This window comes from Yoonia sp. (genome assembly GCF_036007805.1).
Lineage (GTDB): Bacteria > Pseudomonadota > Alphaproteobacteria > Rhodobacterales > Rhodobacteraceae > Yoonia.
Genome location: NZ_DASYOK010000173.1, coordinates 1 through 17024, shown reverse-complemented (window position 1 = coordinate 17024; position 17024 = coordinate 1). Strand labels below are relative to the sequence as shown.

9 protein-coding genes are annotated in these 17024 nt (G+C 55.9%); 4 read left to right on the top strand and 5 right to left on the bottom strand.

The features are described 5' to 3' along the window. Positions 1 to 253: 253 nt before the first annotated feature. The gene (locus tag VGP75_RS10165) at positions 254 to 652 is read left to right on the top strand and encodes a c-type cytochrome (protein WP_327543554.1); all 399 of its coding nucleotides are present in this window, start codon (positions 254 to 256) and stop codon (positions 650 to 652) included. 83 nt (positions 653 to 735) lie between these two features. Here VGP75_RS10165 and VGP75_RS10160 read toward each other — a convergent pair whose 3' ends face one another. Then, positions 736 to 2124, bottom strand: a complete 1389-nt coding sequence (locus VGP75_RS10160) for a preATP grasp domain-containing protein (RefSeq protein WP_327543553.1) — start codon at positions 2122 to 2124, stop codon at positions 736 to 738. A 131-nt stretch (positions 2125 to 2255) separates the two neighbouring features. Between VGP75_RS10160 and VGP75_RS10155 the strand changes: the two genes are divergently transcribed. Further along, the gene (locus VGP75_RS10155) at positions 2256 to 3074 is read left to right on the top strand and encodes a class II glutamine amidotransferase (protein ID WP_327543552.1); all 819 of its coding nucleotides are present in this window, start codon (positions 2256 to 2258) and stop codon (positions 3072 to 3074) included. 126 nt (positions 3075 to 3200) lie between these two features. Here the strand turns inward: VGP75_RS10155 and VGP75_RS10150 are convergent, their stop codons facing one another. From VGP75_RS10150 to VGP75_RS10140, 3 genes are all read right to left on the bottom strand, one after another. Beyond that, complete coding sequence (locus VGP75_RS10150) at positions 3201 to 11657, bottom strand: glycoside hydrolase family 94 protein (RefSeq protein ID WP_327543551.1); 8457 nt, start codon at positions 11655 to 11657, stop codon at positions 3201 to 3203. Next, positions 11657 to 12694 (bottom strand): universal stress protein, encoded by a 1038-nt coding sequence (locus VGP75_RS10145; protein ID WP_327543550.1) that lies wholly within the window; start codon positions 12692 to 12694, stop codon positions 11657 to 11659. The genes VGP75_RS10150 and VGP75_RS10145 overlap by 1 nt, the downstream gene beginning before the upstream one ends. A 271-nt stretch (positions 12695 to 12965) precedes the next feature. Further along, positions 12966 to 13232, bottom strand: a complete 267-nt coding sequence (locus VGP75_RS10140; protein WP_327543549.1) for a hypothetical protein — start codon at positions 13230 to 13232, stop codon at positions 12966 to 12968. Positions 13233 to 13433: 201 nt separating this feature from the next. Between VGP75_RS10140 and VGP75_RS10135 the strand changes: the two genes are divergently transcribed. Continuing rightward, complete coding sequence (locus VGP75_RS10135) at positions 13434 to 15005, top strand: alpha/beta family hydrolase (RefSeq protein ID WP_327543548.1); 1572 nt, start codon at positions 13434 to 13436, stop codon at positions 15003 to 15005. A 24-nt stretch (positions 15006 to 15029) separates the two neighbouring features. Here the strand turns inward: VGP75_RS10135 and VGP75_RS10130 are convergent, their stop codons facing one another. Beyond that, a complete protein-coding gene (locus VGP75_RS10130; protein ID WP_327543547.1) occupies positions 15030 to 15698 on the bottom strand; it encodes a tyrosine-type recombinase/integrase in 669 nt (222 codons plus the stop codon). Between the two features lie 789 nt (positions 15699 to 16487). On the opposite strand from VGP75_RS10130, the gene VGP75_RS10125 reads away from it, so the two are divergent. After that, on the top strand, positions 16488 to 16862 hold the full coding sequence (locus VGP75_RS10125) for a helix-turn-helix domain-containing protein (RefSeq protein WP_327543546.1): 375 nt from the start codon (positions 16488 to 16490) through the stop codon (positions 16860 to 16862). Positions 16863 to 17024: the final 162 nt, after the last annotated feature.

Sequence of the window (17024 nt, the reverse complement as noted above, 5' to 3'; positions counted from 1 at the left end):
TGGACGCCCAGCCCAAAGAGCCACACCAGCCAACACCAAACCTGATTGACGCGCCGCGACAATCAAAATCAATAAACACCTTGATCGTGGCGGGAAACCTCGCCACCATCACAAATGTCGCGACCATGGATTCTCACCCTGTTTGACGCGCAAATCTCATCCAGATTGTCGCGCTACACGTATGAGCGATTTCGCTCATCACTCAAAGCTTCGCATACTGGTTGGACTACTTTTTCTTTTCAAGGAGGATGCTATGAAACATATTGCAATGCTCGCGGGGGCCATTCTTTTCTCAAGTTCCGTTGGGGCGCAGGCACAAGAAGACGTCGGAAAAAATGAGTACGTTGTTGCTTGCGCGGTGTGTCATGGTGACAGTGGCAAGGGAAACGGTCCCTTTTCGCGGCTGATGAACATCAGCGTTCCCAGTCTCACAACGTTGTCGGCGCAGAATGAAGGGAACTTCCCGTTCCTTGAAGTCTTCATGACGGTGGATGGGCGCACGCAAGTCGAAGGACACGGAGCACCGATGCCCGTCTGGGGAGAAAGATTCTCAGCCGCGGCCGCAGACGATTTTGGCCCCTACGGAAGCGAGTTAGTTGTTCGGGGCCGTATCCTGAGCTTGGTGACCTATCTGGAGTCTATTCAGGAGTAACCAAATCAGTCCAGTCAGTTCCACTTTCAGGTAAGAGCAACTGCAGCAGTGCGCGATTGCCGCAAGTCTCATTCCTGGGGCTGTTAGCGGGATAGCCTGTCCAGCGCGTCTTGGCTGATTTGCTCAGCGGCGCGTTGGCTGGGTGCAAAGACCAGCAAATTGGCGGAAATTCCTTGCTTGCTCGCGGGTGGTGATAAGATCACAGCGCCTTGCAATGGCACTTCGCCAGAACGGCGGCGGTGAAGTAGCGGCTCCAGCACACGCACAGCCGCTGAGGTACTGATGCGATGGCTCTTGATCATCTGCTGGATCACCACAACACCGTCAAAGGTATGGTCGGGAGCGATATCGTGCAAGATCTGCAACGGAAGTGAGACACCGCCCCATCGTGCGTTGCATTCAATCCAATGGACTGTCCCGCGCGCACAGATGACCGCATCAAGACTACATTTGCCATAGTACCCCAAGGCCTGCAAAACGCCACCAATCCGGATAGCTTGGTCAATCAGCCTGACCTGCAACGATTGAGGCAGGCCGCACCTTACCGCACCAACAAAAGCGGCCTCGGTACCGAATACGGTTTGTTCAAATACACCTTGCGCCACAGGTGGCCCGCTTTTGGTTTGCGGAATCCAAAGCTGTACCGAAGGGCTGCTGATCACGTCGCGATCCCAGACACCCACAAGGATTGGATAGCGGTCGTTCCAGCCCCTCGCATGTAGGCGGTCCAGCAACAGGCTTTGCAAGCTCTGGACAGTCTGGTGAGCCAAAAGTGTGGCATCGAGCCTGATGTTGCCCGCAGACCCCGCACTGTCCGGTACTTTGACGACCACCTGGGCACCGGTTCGGCCAAGGTGCAGCGCGAGGGCCGCCGCAGCCTCTGGACCATAGGCGGACATTGTGGGTGGGACGGCTTTGTCGTCAATCACGTCTCGGGCGATGCGTGCAAACCATAGCTTGTCGTTGGCGCGCGCGCTAATCTGCGGGACCGGACCGTTGACATGCACAGTGCATCCTGCCGCCTCGCCAATCACTTGCGCCAAGTGCCAGATCGTTCCGGTTGTCAGGTAAGAAGTGAGCGTCAAGCCCGCATGCGCGCGCGCTGCCTCAACAAGCGGATCACGCAAGTACGGGATTGTCCGCGCCTGTGTAGCAACGGCGCGTTCATCAGTAGGATCGGCAGCCAGAACTGTCAGCCCATTGATCCCTCGATACTGCTGCAGGTAAGCTTCAAATGCGGGATCAGTTGCACGCACGAGCAAGAAATCACCCGCACTTGCCAAATGCGCGAGACGGTGATCCAGCGGCGGATCACCACGGCCCTGAATCAGGCCAATTTGGGACAGATCTCCGATCAGTACCTGTGGACCAGTGCCCCTGCCCTGGGCCACATGCCTGCCGAATTCGCCCGACGATGCAAAGGCAGGTTCGTCCGCCAAAAGGCGCTGTGTCAGGTTGGCAGTGTCTGACATGGCAGGACTGGCCTCGCATAGAATTCTTGCAAGGAAATTTGCCACGCTCTTAGTGTCGCAAAGTTGATATATGTCAGTCGATGCCTGACCATGCCGCTATCCTCGGTTTTGAACAAAACCGGAGGACAGCCATGTGCCGGCTATATACCATGCATGCGAATGAACCGACCCGTGTTGAATGCAGTCTGGTCAAATCCCAGAATGCGTTGATGGCCCAAAGCGAAGGAGACATGGCGGGCTATTCCCATGGGCATGGTTGGGGTGTCGCGGACTACGATGACGGGCAGCCATTGATCGAAAAACAGACATGGGCCGCTTTTCATGGTGAACATTTCGCCAAAAAGGCCGCCCGCGTCTATGCCCGCACCGTCGTCGCCCACGTGCGTCGCGCAACGGTTGGCGGGACCAGTATTGAAAACACGCACCCCTTTCACCACGGCAAATGGATTTTCGCCCACAACGGCACAGTACCAGAATTTGATCAGGTCCGCCCTTTGATCCTTGAGCACACTGACCCGCTTCACCGTGTTGAAATCGCGGGAACCACCGACAGCGAGCATGTCTTTCGCTATCTGATGAGCCTTTTTCTGCACCACCCCGAAAGGGGGTTGAAAGAAACCGTTCGCGCAGGCCTGGAACAGGTGATTGCATGGTCCGCGCAGATAGCACCGGACAGGCCTGTGGGGCTAAACATTGTGCTGACCGATGGGCATCATGTGATCGGTTCGCGGTATAACCGGTCGCTGCATTATCTTGTGCGCGAACATATTTACGACTGTCCGATCTGCGGTAAGCCGCATGTGCATCATAAACACGAAACCGACTACCGCGCGGTTGAAATCGCCTCCGAACCGGTGACACCTGACGAGATCTGGTACGAGGTGCCGAACAAAACGATCTACACGGTGGCCGAGGACTATCGGCTGGATATGGAGCCATTGGGTCGCTAGGCCAAGCGGTCCGGTCCTGCCAAGCGAATGCGAACCGGTCTCAGGTTTCCGCAGCAGACGTAACAAGTGAGCACGAAACGTAATTTCAGTGTGCCAAACGCCTCTGCCGCAGCGCTTTAGCTCAGATTATTCCGCATGTGTCGGCTTTTTGGGCGATGCAACGATCGTGACAACAACCTGACAGCTATGACCTTTGCCCGGATAGGGTACCACTTGCCCTTCTATCGCACACTGGTCGACTGCAATCCGCGTTTGACCATGGCCGATTTCTTCGGGATCATTGATCGTTATTTCGATCCTACCACGCGCACTTTTGAGGATAACCTCGACATGCCCCCAGCCGACCGGCAGGCAAGGATCCAACCGCACACCATCTGGCTCTGGGTAGATGCCCAGAATGCCTGAAACACCCAACTGCCATGTCCAACCAGCTGCACCCGTGTACCACGACCATCCCCCCCGACCGGTCTGCGCCCCTACGCCCGATACATCACCGGCCAGCACGTAGGGTTCGCAGCGGTAATGCTCTGCGTCATGCAACGCGCTGGTCCGACCAATGGGGTTAATGATGTCAAATACACTATGCGCGCGGTTACCGTCCCCGATCCTCGCATAAGCCATACCCAGCCATGCCGCAGCATGCGTATACTGCCCGCCGTTTTCGCGCACCCCAGGAGGGTAGCTGCGAATATAGCCGGGGTCGCGGCCGGTCTTGTCAAATGGCGGTGTCAAAAGCCGGATCAGCCGGTCCTGATCATCAACAAGATTGCCGCCTGCCGATCGCAAAGCAGATTGCGCGCGCGCGTCCACCGGCAACCCCGATAAGACCGACCATGCCTGCGCAATGAGATCAATCCGGCATTCGTCGTTCCCGGCCGACCCCCAAGGCATGCCCTCATCGTCAAATGCCCGCAGATACCAACTACCATCCCATCCATGGCGATCAAGTGCGCCAACCAGATCACGGGCATGGGCCTCCCAGCGATCAGCAGCCTTCGCCCGCCCCGTTTGTCGCGCCAACGGCGCAAAAATACCAATCGTTACAATCTGGAACCAAGCCAGCCAGACGCTTTCGCCCTGCCCCTTCTCACCAATGCGGTCCATTCCATCATTCCAGTCACCACCACCCATCAGCGGCAAGCCATGGGACCCCGTAACCATCATCCGGTCCATGACGCGCATACAATGATCGAGCAATGTGCCAACTTCCCCCGTTTCGAACAGGGCGTAACGGTCATGTTCTTCGGGTCCCAGTTCAGGTGCGCGCAGGAACGGGATTTCGACATCAAGTATATCCGTGTCACCGGTCGCTTCGACATAGCGCCCCGTCACATAGGCCAGCCATACATAGTCATCAGAGCAGCGCGTGCGCACGCCCCGCCCCAGCGGCGGGTGCCACCAGTGCAACACGTCGCCTTGTTCAAACTGATAATGTGCTGCACGTAAGATCTGTTGACGCGCCTTACCCGGATCAGTCAGCAGCAACGCAAGCACATCCTGTAGCTGATCACGAAAACCGTAGGCACCACCTGCTTGGTAAAACCCTGCACGTGCCATGATCCTGCAGGACAGATTCTGATATGCAAGCCATCTGTTGACCATCAGGTCAAAGGCCGGATCAGGGGTTTTCACCTGAACAGCGCCCAGCCTTGCGGCCCATGTTGCCTGTAACGTCTCAAACGCCTGCTGCGTCGTGCCAGGGCTCTGCCATTTCTCGATAATTGGCGCCAAGTCGGTGGCATTCACGACTTCGCCAAGTACAAAAACAACATCGGTCTGCGTACCTGGTGGAATATCGATATGCACCTGATATGCAGCACAGGCGTCGCCACTTTCGGGGAAGTGTCCGCCCAGATCCCAGCGCCGCAAACCGTCCGGATCGGCCATATCACCCTCCCGCCCCAGAAAGGCAGAACGATCGCCGGTGACACTATGGGCATCCATCGTTGCAGTCAGAAAGGCCGCGCACGATGCAAATTCCGCGTTCCAAAGGTTGCGCCCTATGATCGCCTTGAGATTTGGATCATAGCGGCTGATGTTATGGGAGCACGACGTACTTTCCAGCGCGCCCAGCAACCAGTGAGCATAGTAGGTAGCTGTGATCCGGCGGGGCTGATCTGACAGATTGGCAAGCCGGAGGCGAACGACCTTGACCGGATCATCCACCGGCACAAAGCACAACATCTCTTGCTGCAATCCGTGGCTGTTCTTAGTCCACTGCGTGAAGCCGGCACCATGTCTGACCTGACAGTCAGCGTCCCACCCGGCCGGCTGTGATGTCGTTGTCCAGACTTCGCCACTGGCCTCGTCGCGCAGATAGACAACTTCACCATGCGCATCGGTAACCGGATCGTTCGACCATGGCGTCAAGCGATGCTCGCCACTGTTGATGGCCCAGGTCATCCCTAGCCCCGCCTCGCTAACCAGGCAGCCAAAATTTTCATTGGCCAAGATATTGCACCAGGGCGCCGGCGTGCGCAGACCGGAAGCAAGATGTATCAGATAGTCGCCGTTATCCGGATCAAACCCGCCAAGTCCGTTATCGAACTGCAGGTTGTCCGGCCTGACGATGGCGCTGACACCGAATTCTGAGGCAGGCCGCTCTTGCAAAAATACTGGTAGCTGATCCCGTGGTTGTATCGCCAAATCCAAAATCTGTCGCAGGGTCTTATTCTCATCATGCAGTACGACAGCTGCTGATGCCTCAACCCCCTTCCGCAACTGGTAGGACATCTGGTCGCCCGCCAACATGTGAATACCACCACGCATACCAAGCATGCCCGTTGCATGGGTGTCGCTGATGACGGAAAGCACCCTTTCACGCAGTGGCTCTTCATAGCTGGTTGCCGCATCGCGCAGAATGACCAGGTCAACGTGTAAGCCCGCATCGTGCCACAACCGGTGACCGCGCACCACAATATCCAGCAGCGAGGCATTGTCCAAATCCGACAGCTTGAGCAGCAAGATTGGATAATCCCCGGAAATGCCAAAACGCCACAGGGCCGGCTGGCCATGCCATTCCTCTGCATCAGTGGGCGGCGCTGTGCGATATGTCGGGTTCGTGTGCACGAGTAATGATGACAAGACCTGCAATTCCGGCAAATGCTCGGCTGCAATCCCAAGTCTGCGTACCTTGCGCCCCGTCTCCAGCAATGCGTCTCGGAAGGTATGGTCGATCATGGCAAAGGGATAACGTGAAGCAATCTGCACAGCCTCTTGACGCGATGCGGCGGCAACGCTCAGAAACACAAGCTCCCTGATTTCCGTAGGTTTCAACGTCACACGCGTCTGGAGAGACATCACAGGATCAAGCGTCCAACCTGCCCGCTGGCTGAGCCCGTTTGACAGGCCCTCAGGCGCCCGCGCTGTCCGATTTCGGCCCAAGAACTGGTGGCGGTCCGTTTCCCATGCTGTCACGACTGTATCAGGATCTGCGGAGACAAGTTTGTGCAACAGCACCGGCGGTTTTGTCTCCGGACGACGCGGCCTGCGCGTAAATAACAGTGCCTGTTCGTCAGCCAAATAATCACTGTGGACAAACAGCTTGCTGAAGGCGGGGTGTCGTTCATCCTCTAGCGGTGGCGCAATGGAAACTTCGGCATAGGTCGTCAGATCAAGCGTGCGCGCTACCTCAGTTTCATTGGTTAGGGTGACACGCCTTATTTCGACGTCATCAAAGGGTGCCACAGTCACATCCATCCGCGCCACAATCCCATCGTGTCGGCATCGCAATTCGACCATGTGTTGATGAAAGACGCACTTGGTATCAACATCCGCACGCCTTGTCGGCGCGGACCCCAGCGACCACAGATCACCACTTTCGGCATCCTGAAGATAAAGCCAGATCCCGTCACCAGTGCGCACAGGATCCGGACGCCACCGCGTCAAAGCCGTGCCGTTCAATCGCAGCCCGCCGCCACCACTTTGCGTGATCAGCGACGACATGCGGCCATTGCCCAACGCGTGCACCTGCGGCACAACCAGATCTGGAGATGGCACCCATGGTGCCAATTCAGGCGCCTGATGTGTATCCGCAGGATGATCCCAAGGCTCGTCGGCGCGGCCCAGTTCCAGCGGGACATCCCAAGGCACGCGCTCTTGCAGCAATAGGTCCATGGCGCGGATTGGCTGTTCACGTAAAAAGCGGTGGACCATGATGTCGTTCTGAAGCGCGTTGACGATCGCCGTTTGAACCATGCCCTGATGGTGCGCCATAAACGTGGTGACAGCAACGAAGTCGCGCCCAGTCACAATCCTGTCCGGCGTGAAATCCAGCGCTTCGATAAAACCATATCTGGTCAGCGCACCCATTTGCGCCAAGACCTTCAGGTTTTCAGCCGCCGCCCCGGGCCAGCCGCAAAGCGCCAGAGCCGATCCATAGGGCGCGATGACCAGGTCATCGGTCAACCCCCTGCGAATTCCCAGGCCTGGCACACCAAAGGCGCGATATTGAAAGGTGCCACGCGTATCCGTGGTGCCAAACGCCGATTCCGAAATACCCCAGGGCACCCTGCGTTCCTTGCAATAGGCATGCTGGAAATCCACCGCTGTCAGCTCGCTTTCCCCCAGCAGCGTATCGCGATAGCTAGGCAGGAACAGCGGCGGCATCAGGTATTCAAACATCGATCCGTTCCACGAAAGGATTGATGGCTTGCCCTGCAATCTGGTGATTGGCCTGCTGAACGCGTACCAATGCTCAACAGGCGCGTCATGTTTGGCGATTGCAAAATAGCTGGCAAGACGGGCCTCAGTCGCCAGCAGGTCGTAGTGGCTGTTGTCCATCTTCCCAAGGCTTTGATTGTAGCCAATCCAGAACAGCCGCACAGAGGCATCGTATAGAAACGCAAAATCCATCCCGAATGCCAACCGATCTGCCTTCGTGGCAAGACCGCGAAGGGTATCGCGCGTTGCCTCTTGCCGGGCAAAACCCTCGGAAATAGACTGGCTCAGTTGATCCAGCCATGTCTGCGTCGCGGTGGAAACTCCCGGGTGCTCTGCCTGCCAGCGCTCCAGCACTGCGGTGAACGTCTCCAAAGACACCTGACCGGCCGCCCATGTACCTGGCGGGTGTAACTGTTCTGCGATCTGAGCGGCCACAGGCACGGCGACGTTTGGGCGATCTGCAAGCACAGTTAACCATGGCAAGAACAAATCGATGTCGCGCGCGATCGCGCGCAGATCATGGCGGAAGCGTTCCAGCCATGTGGTGATGTCTGTTGCTTGATCACTGGAAATGCCGGGCGAATTTTCGATGGCCGCAAGTGCGAAAACCTCAAGATCACGCCAAAGTGTCATGTCCATTGCAGCAAAGGCGGCTTTCCATCGCAGCGGCGAAGCCTTTGCATAAGAAATCTCGTTGCGAATTGCGCGCTCGGTTGTATTCACGGACGAATGATCCCGCCCCGACACATCGCGCAACGCTGTACACAGCAGGTCCAATACGACCTCAAGACCACTGAGACTGTCAGACCCGATTAGCGGGCCTTCGGTCAATTCAAGACATCCCTGTTTCAGCGTCACCAGCGCCACCGCAAGGTTACCGCTGTCAACGGTTGACACATAGCTTGGCTCCAACGGGTCCAGCGTTTGGGTGTCGTACCAGTTCAGAATATGACCGCGATACGTGGTCATGCGCCCCAGCGTATTCAGGGTATTGCGGGCCCGGACAGCGAAATCGCTTGTCGTAATGAACCCCATATCGCGCGCTGCCAGTGCCGACACAAGGAACATGCCGATGTTGGTTGGCGACGTGCGATGGGCGATCTCTTCTTTCCGGCCGAACTGATAGTTGTCCGGTGGCAACCAGTTGTCATCCGGCCCAACAAATGTTTCGAAAAAGTGCCAGGTGCGCCGCGCAACGTGGGTCAGGAATTTACGGTCCTGCTCGTCAAGAGACTGCGCACGGAAATATCGCGGCCGTGCGCTCCAGACTGAGATTTCTGGCGCGATCAGCCAAAGTACCAATACGGGCCCCGCCACCCAGAAACCCTGCGGGTCATTTTCCGCCAGATATGCCGCCATCACCAAAGCAATGACCGAAGATGGCCACATTAATGACCACGAGGTCTGCCGAATGCTATCGCGTGACGATTTCATTGCGGCATGCGCGGCCGACGTCCATTCCAACCGATTCTTTCCACTGACATAAATTCGCCAGAGCGTACGGAAAATCGCGTCAAGAGCGATCACCGTATCGCTGACCAGAAAGGCAATGAAGAAAAACCAGCGCCCAAATGTGGTCCGGATGCGGTGCACGGCACGGCCCAGCATACCGCGCTGAATGCCACCGGTTGCGATGGCAAAGGCTTCGCCAATCAGATAGCTGCCGGGTGCCGCAATCGCCAAACCCGTCCAAACCAGCGAGCTGCCCGGCATCACCAGCCAGCCAAAGATCAAGAACAGCAATACCGCAGGCGACATCAGACTGCGGCGCAGATTGTCCAGCAGTTTCCAGCGATCCAGACCTGAAAAGGTTGTCTGGGCTATCTGTCCATTCGCGCCGGGGACTTTGCGACCAAGCCAAGGCACAAGCTGCCAGTCACCGCGTATCCAGCGGTGCTGCCGCATGGCATATTCAGGGTAAGTCCCTGGCAAATCCTCATACAGCACGACGTTGCTAACTAACGCGGCCCGCCCATGCAGTCCTTCAAACAGATCATGGCTGAGGACTTGGTTCTCTGGAACGCGGGTCCGCAGGCTCTGATGCAAGGCTGCGATATCATAGATACCTTTGCCGACATAGATGCCGGTCCCGAACAGATCCTGATATACGTCCGATACGGCCCTGCTATAAATATCAATGGCGGTATCACCGGCAAAGAGATGTGTGAAATGCGTACCCTTTCCAAGCTTCGGCAAAATCTCGATCCGCGGCTGCAAAATTGCATGACCGGAGACGACCCTTCCAGTGTCTTGATCGACGACTGCCCGATTGAGCGGATGCGCAAGGATACCGACAAGACGCGCGCCAGATCCCGGGGACATTTGCGTATCCGCGTCCAACGTGATCGCATAGCGGATACCACGCAGGGTATTGACAGGTCCCGCAACCACGTCAAACGCATCGTCGCCAATTCCGAGGACATAGCGGTTGAAGTCTTCAATCTTGCCGCGTTTACGTTCCCAGGCCATCCAGCATCCTTCGGCCGCGTTGTACTTGCGACGGCGATGTAACAAAACAAACGGCGGACCGTTATCCGCAGTGTAACGGCGATTGAGATCATCAATCCGCTTTCTGAGCGCCGCCTCTATCGCTTCGTCTTCAGGCAATCTTTGCCTCTGCGCATCGGCAAGGTCCGAAAGAATGACAAAACGGAACATCGGATCAGGATTGGCGATCCGCAGGATTTCGATCTTCTGTGCAATATCCTCCACCTCGGAAGGTGCCCCGATGATGACAGGAATAATGATCGCGGTGGCACAATCTTTTGCAACCCCTTTCGAAAAATCCATTTCGGGTAGGACGTCAGGTCGGCTCAGCCGTGTGATCATCCAATGACCGAACCACACACTTGGGATCGTCGCGGGCAGAATTGTAAGTGTCAGGCCCAATACCCATTGCCCCAACGTCGCATCGTGCAGCCACAGATAGCTGACAGCCAGACTGATTGCCGCGCCCAGCAGCAAAATCAGGCCTGAAGCATAAAGCGCCCGCCTGTACTGCCAAAGACGCCGCTTGATCGCTGCGAAAGGTGATATCCGGCATAGCAACTGCGCTTCGAGTTGCGGCAATCCCTCTGCTATCAACCAGTACCCGACATGACTGCGGTTGCTGGCGGTTTTGTCGCTTCGCGCCAAATCAACGACCGCACGGGAGACGTCCGTTTCAGACTTGCCACTGCGCCATGCGAGTTGCTCAACTACACGTCGGTACCGGTTTCGGGTCTCGAATGTCATGGCCGCGTAGACACCTTCAGGATCATTGGCGAGCTCAGCTTCGATGCAGCTGACATGATCAACAAAATCCGGCCATTTGATGCTGTCGATTGCGATCAGATTGGTGATAGCGTGTGCAATGCGATCAACGGGTGCGATATCTGCCAAGGTGTGAGGACCTGGGTCCCGCATCAACGCCAAATGCGGGTCCATATCTGCGGCCGCATAAACGAGCTGTTCCAGACAGACCAGGCGCAGAAAGGATGGCATGGCCCAGAGTTCGGCATTCCCCAGCGGTGCAAGCTTTTGATATTGTGCTATGAATTCAGTCAATGAGGCCAGCGTGATCTGTGCGTTCAACTGCTCCAACACTGTCTGCGCGATAACGTAGACACGCGGCGGCCCCGCACCTTTTTTACCTGCGAACGCGGGTAGCTTGTCATAGAATTGCGGCGGCAGGTCCTTGGACAACCGTCGTAAGGCGCGTTTGACCTGATAATCATTATCTAGAATCCAATCCGCTGCGCGCACATGATCGGACGGTGGATCAGCACAAAAGGCGCGGAGCATTTCGAACCAGTCATCCACCCCGGGCAACGCGCGATAAATCGCCTGCCTTTGGGGTGGCCCCGGACCAATTTCCGTATTGAGCGCCTCAGCACCCGCCAAGGTCACAGGGGCGTCTGGCTCTGGCGCGATCTCGCTCATTAATCGTTACCGGCCGGTTTCCTGACGCCTTTCGATGACGCCCGAGCAAACGTGTGATTGCCCAAATGCCCATTTCGACTTCGCACCAACAGAACCGGAATATTCGCCTTTTCGAGGACAAAACGGGCTACATCACCGGTGGGTACATCAGAATGGCCACTATGCCCGTGCGTCGCCATCACGACAAAATCGATTTTTTCGCGCGACATAATGTCGATCAGCGACCGCCGTGCATCTCCGCTATCCGATATGTTGACCAAGGTCTCCAAGCCGTTGTGCCCGACCCGTTTCTTGATGCGCTCAAGATAGGTCTTGCCCGCTTTGATATGCAGATCCCGGACCTGCGCATGCAGATGCGCGGCCTCATGGCTATCCCCGGCGATGCCTGCCAGACCAGGATCAGGTGCTACGTAGCAAAGTATAAGCTCGGCGCGATCAGCCTGCGCAATCTTGATGGCCATAGGCAGCGCCATTTCCGCGCGGGGTGACCCATCCAGCGGCACCAGAATACGGCGATAGTGCCTGTGTGACACTTCTGTTGTATCGTCTGTTGTATCTTCCGGAATCATAAGGACAGCAGCGCTTTTCGACATCAAGACAGCCCAAGCCGTTTCGCTCAGATGCCAGCCTCCTTCGTCGCGCGACCGCATCGAGGCAGCAATATCCTCCGTGCGCCGATCCAGAAAAGACTCGATTTGACTGGAACACTTGCCCTCCAACAACCTTACGCGGCAAGGTGTCTCACCGCCTCCGGATGTCGCGCTGAGACTATTTAACCGGTTGAGGGCCTGTTGCTTTTTGATATCCCAACCCACCGGGTCAATCGGGCCGTCGCCGTTCGGGGGTTCGCACAGCACTTGCAACAATTCGACGCTGCCTCCCAAAGCCTGAGCCACAGTTTGCGCATGTTGGATGCCAGCGTCACTGACATTCCTTTCGTCGATGAAAACCAGTACATCAGACGGTCCAAACGACAGTTTTGCGTTTGACGTTCGATCCTCTACTGCGGGTATATCCGGCTGCGATAAGGTCATCATGTCGCTGGGTCCTTTATCAAAGGGCGTTTGGCATTAACTTGTCCCATCCAACTCTGGAGGATCGCGAGAAACGCTAATCTTGCGATGAACACCTCAATGAAAGGTCATTGTGGCCTGGTGGAACGAGAGCAGGCAGAATCAAGCTAGACCAATGCGCATTCCAGCTATTGATTATTGTCAGTCCACCAGGGGCTTGATGGGCAAGGTTTGACTGTCCACTCCAAACGGATGCAACCATTACGGGAAAGACAACCCAGCGCCTTTTGCGGTGCTAGTCGGTGCGATCGATTTTCCAGATTTTGCGCAGCTGCGTGACCACATGCTGCGGGATCCGGAAATAACGACCGATTTCTGCATCTGATAGACCCAGATCAACAAATGTCTCTAGGCACCTTTTCGGTGTCGGTCCCAGCGGATGCACGAATTTTTGCAATTGACTGGTCAGTTCGGCGCGCACGCTCGGGGTACAATGCGACAAAGCACTCCCGCCAGGTCCTAGCATTCGGATGATATCATCGACGATATGTTTTTCATTCATGTTGGGCCCCATACTCCTGTGCATGAAAACAGCATGAATCAGACTGGTAACGAAAAAATATCGAAGCCAACTGACCTGCGTCAATCCATGCGATCCAACTCCGCGAATTGGTAGAAATCCGCTGGTGGCCTGCTCTTTTCTCGAATCCAGAATTGATAAATCTCAATATTTCGTCCGAACTCGCCGTGCAGCATTCCATCTATGGAAAACATCGTACAAAGATTCGCTGGACGAGAAGACGCTGGCCGCAAGCTTGGCGAAATCCTTGTTCAGCTCGAACTGGATCATCCGCTTGTATATGCTTTGCCGCGCGGGGGTGTCCCCGTCGCGGTCGAGGTCGCCAAAATGCTTGGCGCACCGCTTGATCTGCTTCTGGTACGCAAGATTGGGGCACCCGGAAACCCCGAAGTCGCACTTGGCGCGATTGTCGAAGGTGCGAACAGCGAAGTAGTCATCAATGAAGATGTACGGCGTATGTCCGGTGCGGATAATACCTATCTGGACAGAGCAATAGCCGATCAAAAAGCTGAACTCGCCCGCCGCAAAGAGATCTATCTGGGTGACCGCCCACGGCCTGATCCGACCGGTCGGACCGTCATTGTCGTGGACGACGGATTGGCAACAGGGGCCACAATGAAGGCCGCGCTGATCGGGCTGAAACGCAGTAGCCCCGCGCGGATCGTCGTCGCATTGCCTGTTGCGCCCAAAACAGCATTGGACGATATCTCGGGTCAAGCCGATGACGTCATTTGCTTGCATCCTGCCACTGCCTTCAGGGGTGTTGGCGGCTTCTATCGTGACTTTCATCAACTCTCGGACGCTGAAACGGTGGCCCTGCTTGGCCAGATTTCATCTGGCGCGCCAAGAGCCGGTCAAAAACGCCAGACACACAAACGGCAGGTGACGATCCCTCCACTCGGGCTTCTTGGCGACCTGACTGTTCCGCCAGACACGCGCGGGATCGTTGTCTTTGCCCACGGCAGCGGATCCAGCAGGTTAAGCCCACGCAACACTTATGTCGCGGACAAGCTGAACGCCCAAGGGTTTGCGACGCTCCTTTTTGACCTGCTGACGCCGCGCGAGGGGCTCGACAGGCGCAATGTCTTTGATATTCCTCTGCTGGCAGACCGTGTGATCGAGGCCTGTATGTGGGTCGCATCAGAGCCCGACATCGCAGATTTGCCTCTCGGCCTTTTTGGGGCCAGCACCGGCGCCGCTGCCGCACTTGTCGCGACAGCCGAATTGAAAGGAAAAGTCGCAGCAGTCGTGTCGCGCGGCGGACGCCCTGACATGGCGTTGGATCATTTGCCGATGGTGACCTGCCCGACCCTATTGATTGTGGGCAGCTTGGATCACGACGTTCTCAGGTTGAACGAAAAGGCACTTGCTGCGTTGACCTGCACCAAAGTTCTGGAAATCGTCCCCGGCGCAGGTCATCTTTTTGAAGAGCACGGCACCTTGGACAAAGCCATTGATCTGGCCGCCGCCTGGTTCAGGTCGCATCTTGCAGCTCAGGCCCCTGCTCGTCCGGCACCGCCACCAGAGCCGCCCAACGCGCCATCAATCTTGCGCGATGCGGCAGAGCCACTGCCCGAGATCACCGACTCTGCCTTTGCGAAGGCCTTTGACCGCTTTGGGTCGAAACGTGTCGTTCTGCTGGGCGAGGCATCTCATGGCACATCAGAGTTTTATCGCGCACGGGCCGCAATCACCCGCCGCCTCAACGAAGGGTCCAAGTCATTGTTATATTTCCTTTTATTTACATATAGTTGAACGGTTAACGCCTTGGGCTTGTGTCTATTTTGTGCCAAAAAGTACATCTGTGACGGTCGGATCGTCCATCGCGTGGGCATAGAATTTCATTACTGTTCCAACGTCTTTCCAGCCGCCGCGTACCGCAACAGTCTTTGGGTCTATCCCTGCCTGAAGCATCGAAGTTGCAAATCCGTGGCGGCAACAGTGGGGCGAAAGCTTTTCGATGCCCGCTCGCTCAATGACGTTGTTCCAGACCTGCCCCACGCTCTCGCCAGAGGCATACTGAAACACCAGACTGTCGGGTTTGCGGTTTGAAGGAATGTTCGCCAATGCCGCGATGACTGGCGGCGACAGGTGCGCGACGCGTTGGTCATCGATTTTGGTTTGATTTATCACGGCCTTCTTCTGAAACAGCTCAACGTCACCCCAGGTCAAAGAACATGCCTCACCACGTCGTGCTCCCGTGCCAAACATAAACAGGCACAACGCAGCCAAGTGGTGTAGCTCATCCTGCACCGCTTGCTGGGCGAAAGCTTCTACCCATGCCCGTGTGGCGGGGGTCTTTCTCTTGGCATTGACTTTGAACCGCTTCACCTTGATCCGCGCGCACCATTCCAAATCTGCTGCGTAGTTGATTATCGCCTGCGCCGGTACGATGCCTTGGCGGTTCAAAGTGGCGTTGGCTGCACCGGGATACAGCTTGCGGGCCATTTGGCGGATAGCCTCGCCTGTGATCTTCGGGACAAGCGTGTCCTTCCAATAGTCTTCAACACGGTCAAGAAATCGGTCGTCATGCACAGCCTGCCTATAGGCGATTGCGGCTTGGGCAAACGTCAGCGTGGCGCCCGGTCCATCAAGATGACTTTGCCACGCCTTTGCTTCGACTTCGGCTGCGATCCTTTCGGCGACCCTTTTGTCCGCTGTTCCCGTAGGGCCTCGTAATCGCCTACCGGCAACGGTGCCCCTGTAGCTATAGAGCTTGTTCCGTTTGAAGACTTTGAGCGGCATTCCATCGCCTCCATAAACGTGACCACATGATGATCCAACATAATAACTTTCTGACCAATTTTGCAAAAGCATCCGAGTTCGCGGACAGTGTCTGACACAAATCTAGGAGAAGCGGTAAGACGCTTCGCGAGGGCACGCGGCGTCGTATATGATGGCAAAATGTCACTCATCTTCTGGCACCTCGACCCAGCTTGGCTCGACCATGTTCCGTGCAATGTATTCATGAATGGCGTTTTGAGGCAGCAGGAAATTTGCCCCATTTCTCAAGAACCTAATGCTTCTCGTTGAGATCAATTTCCTGATCCGCTTCTCTGGCCAACCAGTCTCAGCTGCCAATTGTCTGGGGGTGAGCAGGGTACATTCGTTCATAGTTCTTTCCTCTTGATCAAATAGCAGTATGATTAGACAGAATACGTCGCAATAAGTTACGCTTGTCCAAATATGGGAACATTTGTCCGCATGTCAACTGTGTTGATCGGAATAGGCCAACGGATGCTGAGCGTGCGCAGCCAATTGGGCTATCCTCAAAGCAAGGTCGCTGCGATACTCGGGATCGCCGACAAGTCTTATAAAAATTATGAGCTTGAAAAGAGGGAGTTGCCACTGTCGGTCGCAGTCAAATTTTGCGAAGAGTTCGATAAGAACCTGATTTGGTTGGTCTATGGGAGTTCTGTCCCGGACAGTGAGCAATCAGCTCGCTTGGCCGGGGAAACCGCACAGGCAGTCTTTGAGCACGCGGATGCGAACGACAAATCCTTTTCCAGCGCAGAAATCCAAAAGTTTACCAGATACATTTTTGAGCAATCCCTCTCAAAGGGAACATCGCCGCAAAGCGAGGCAAAGCTGTTTTTTTCAGCCATTGGATAAGGCGAACGACTCAATGAAGCATCTAAAAGACCCAAACACGCCGATCAATAAATTCGCTAACTCCTTGCGCTTGATGGGCATCCTGCTTTTGGTCGCTAGCAGCATAGGCTTCATCTCGTATCGATCAGAGACAGGCAACTTTTGGGACATCTATACGCTCTT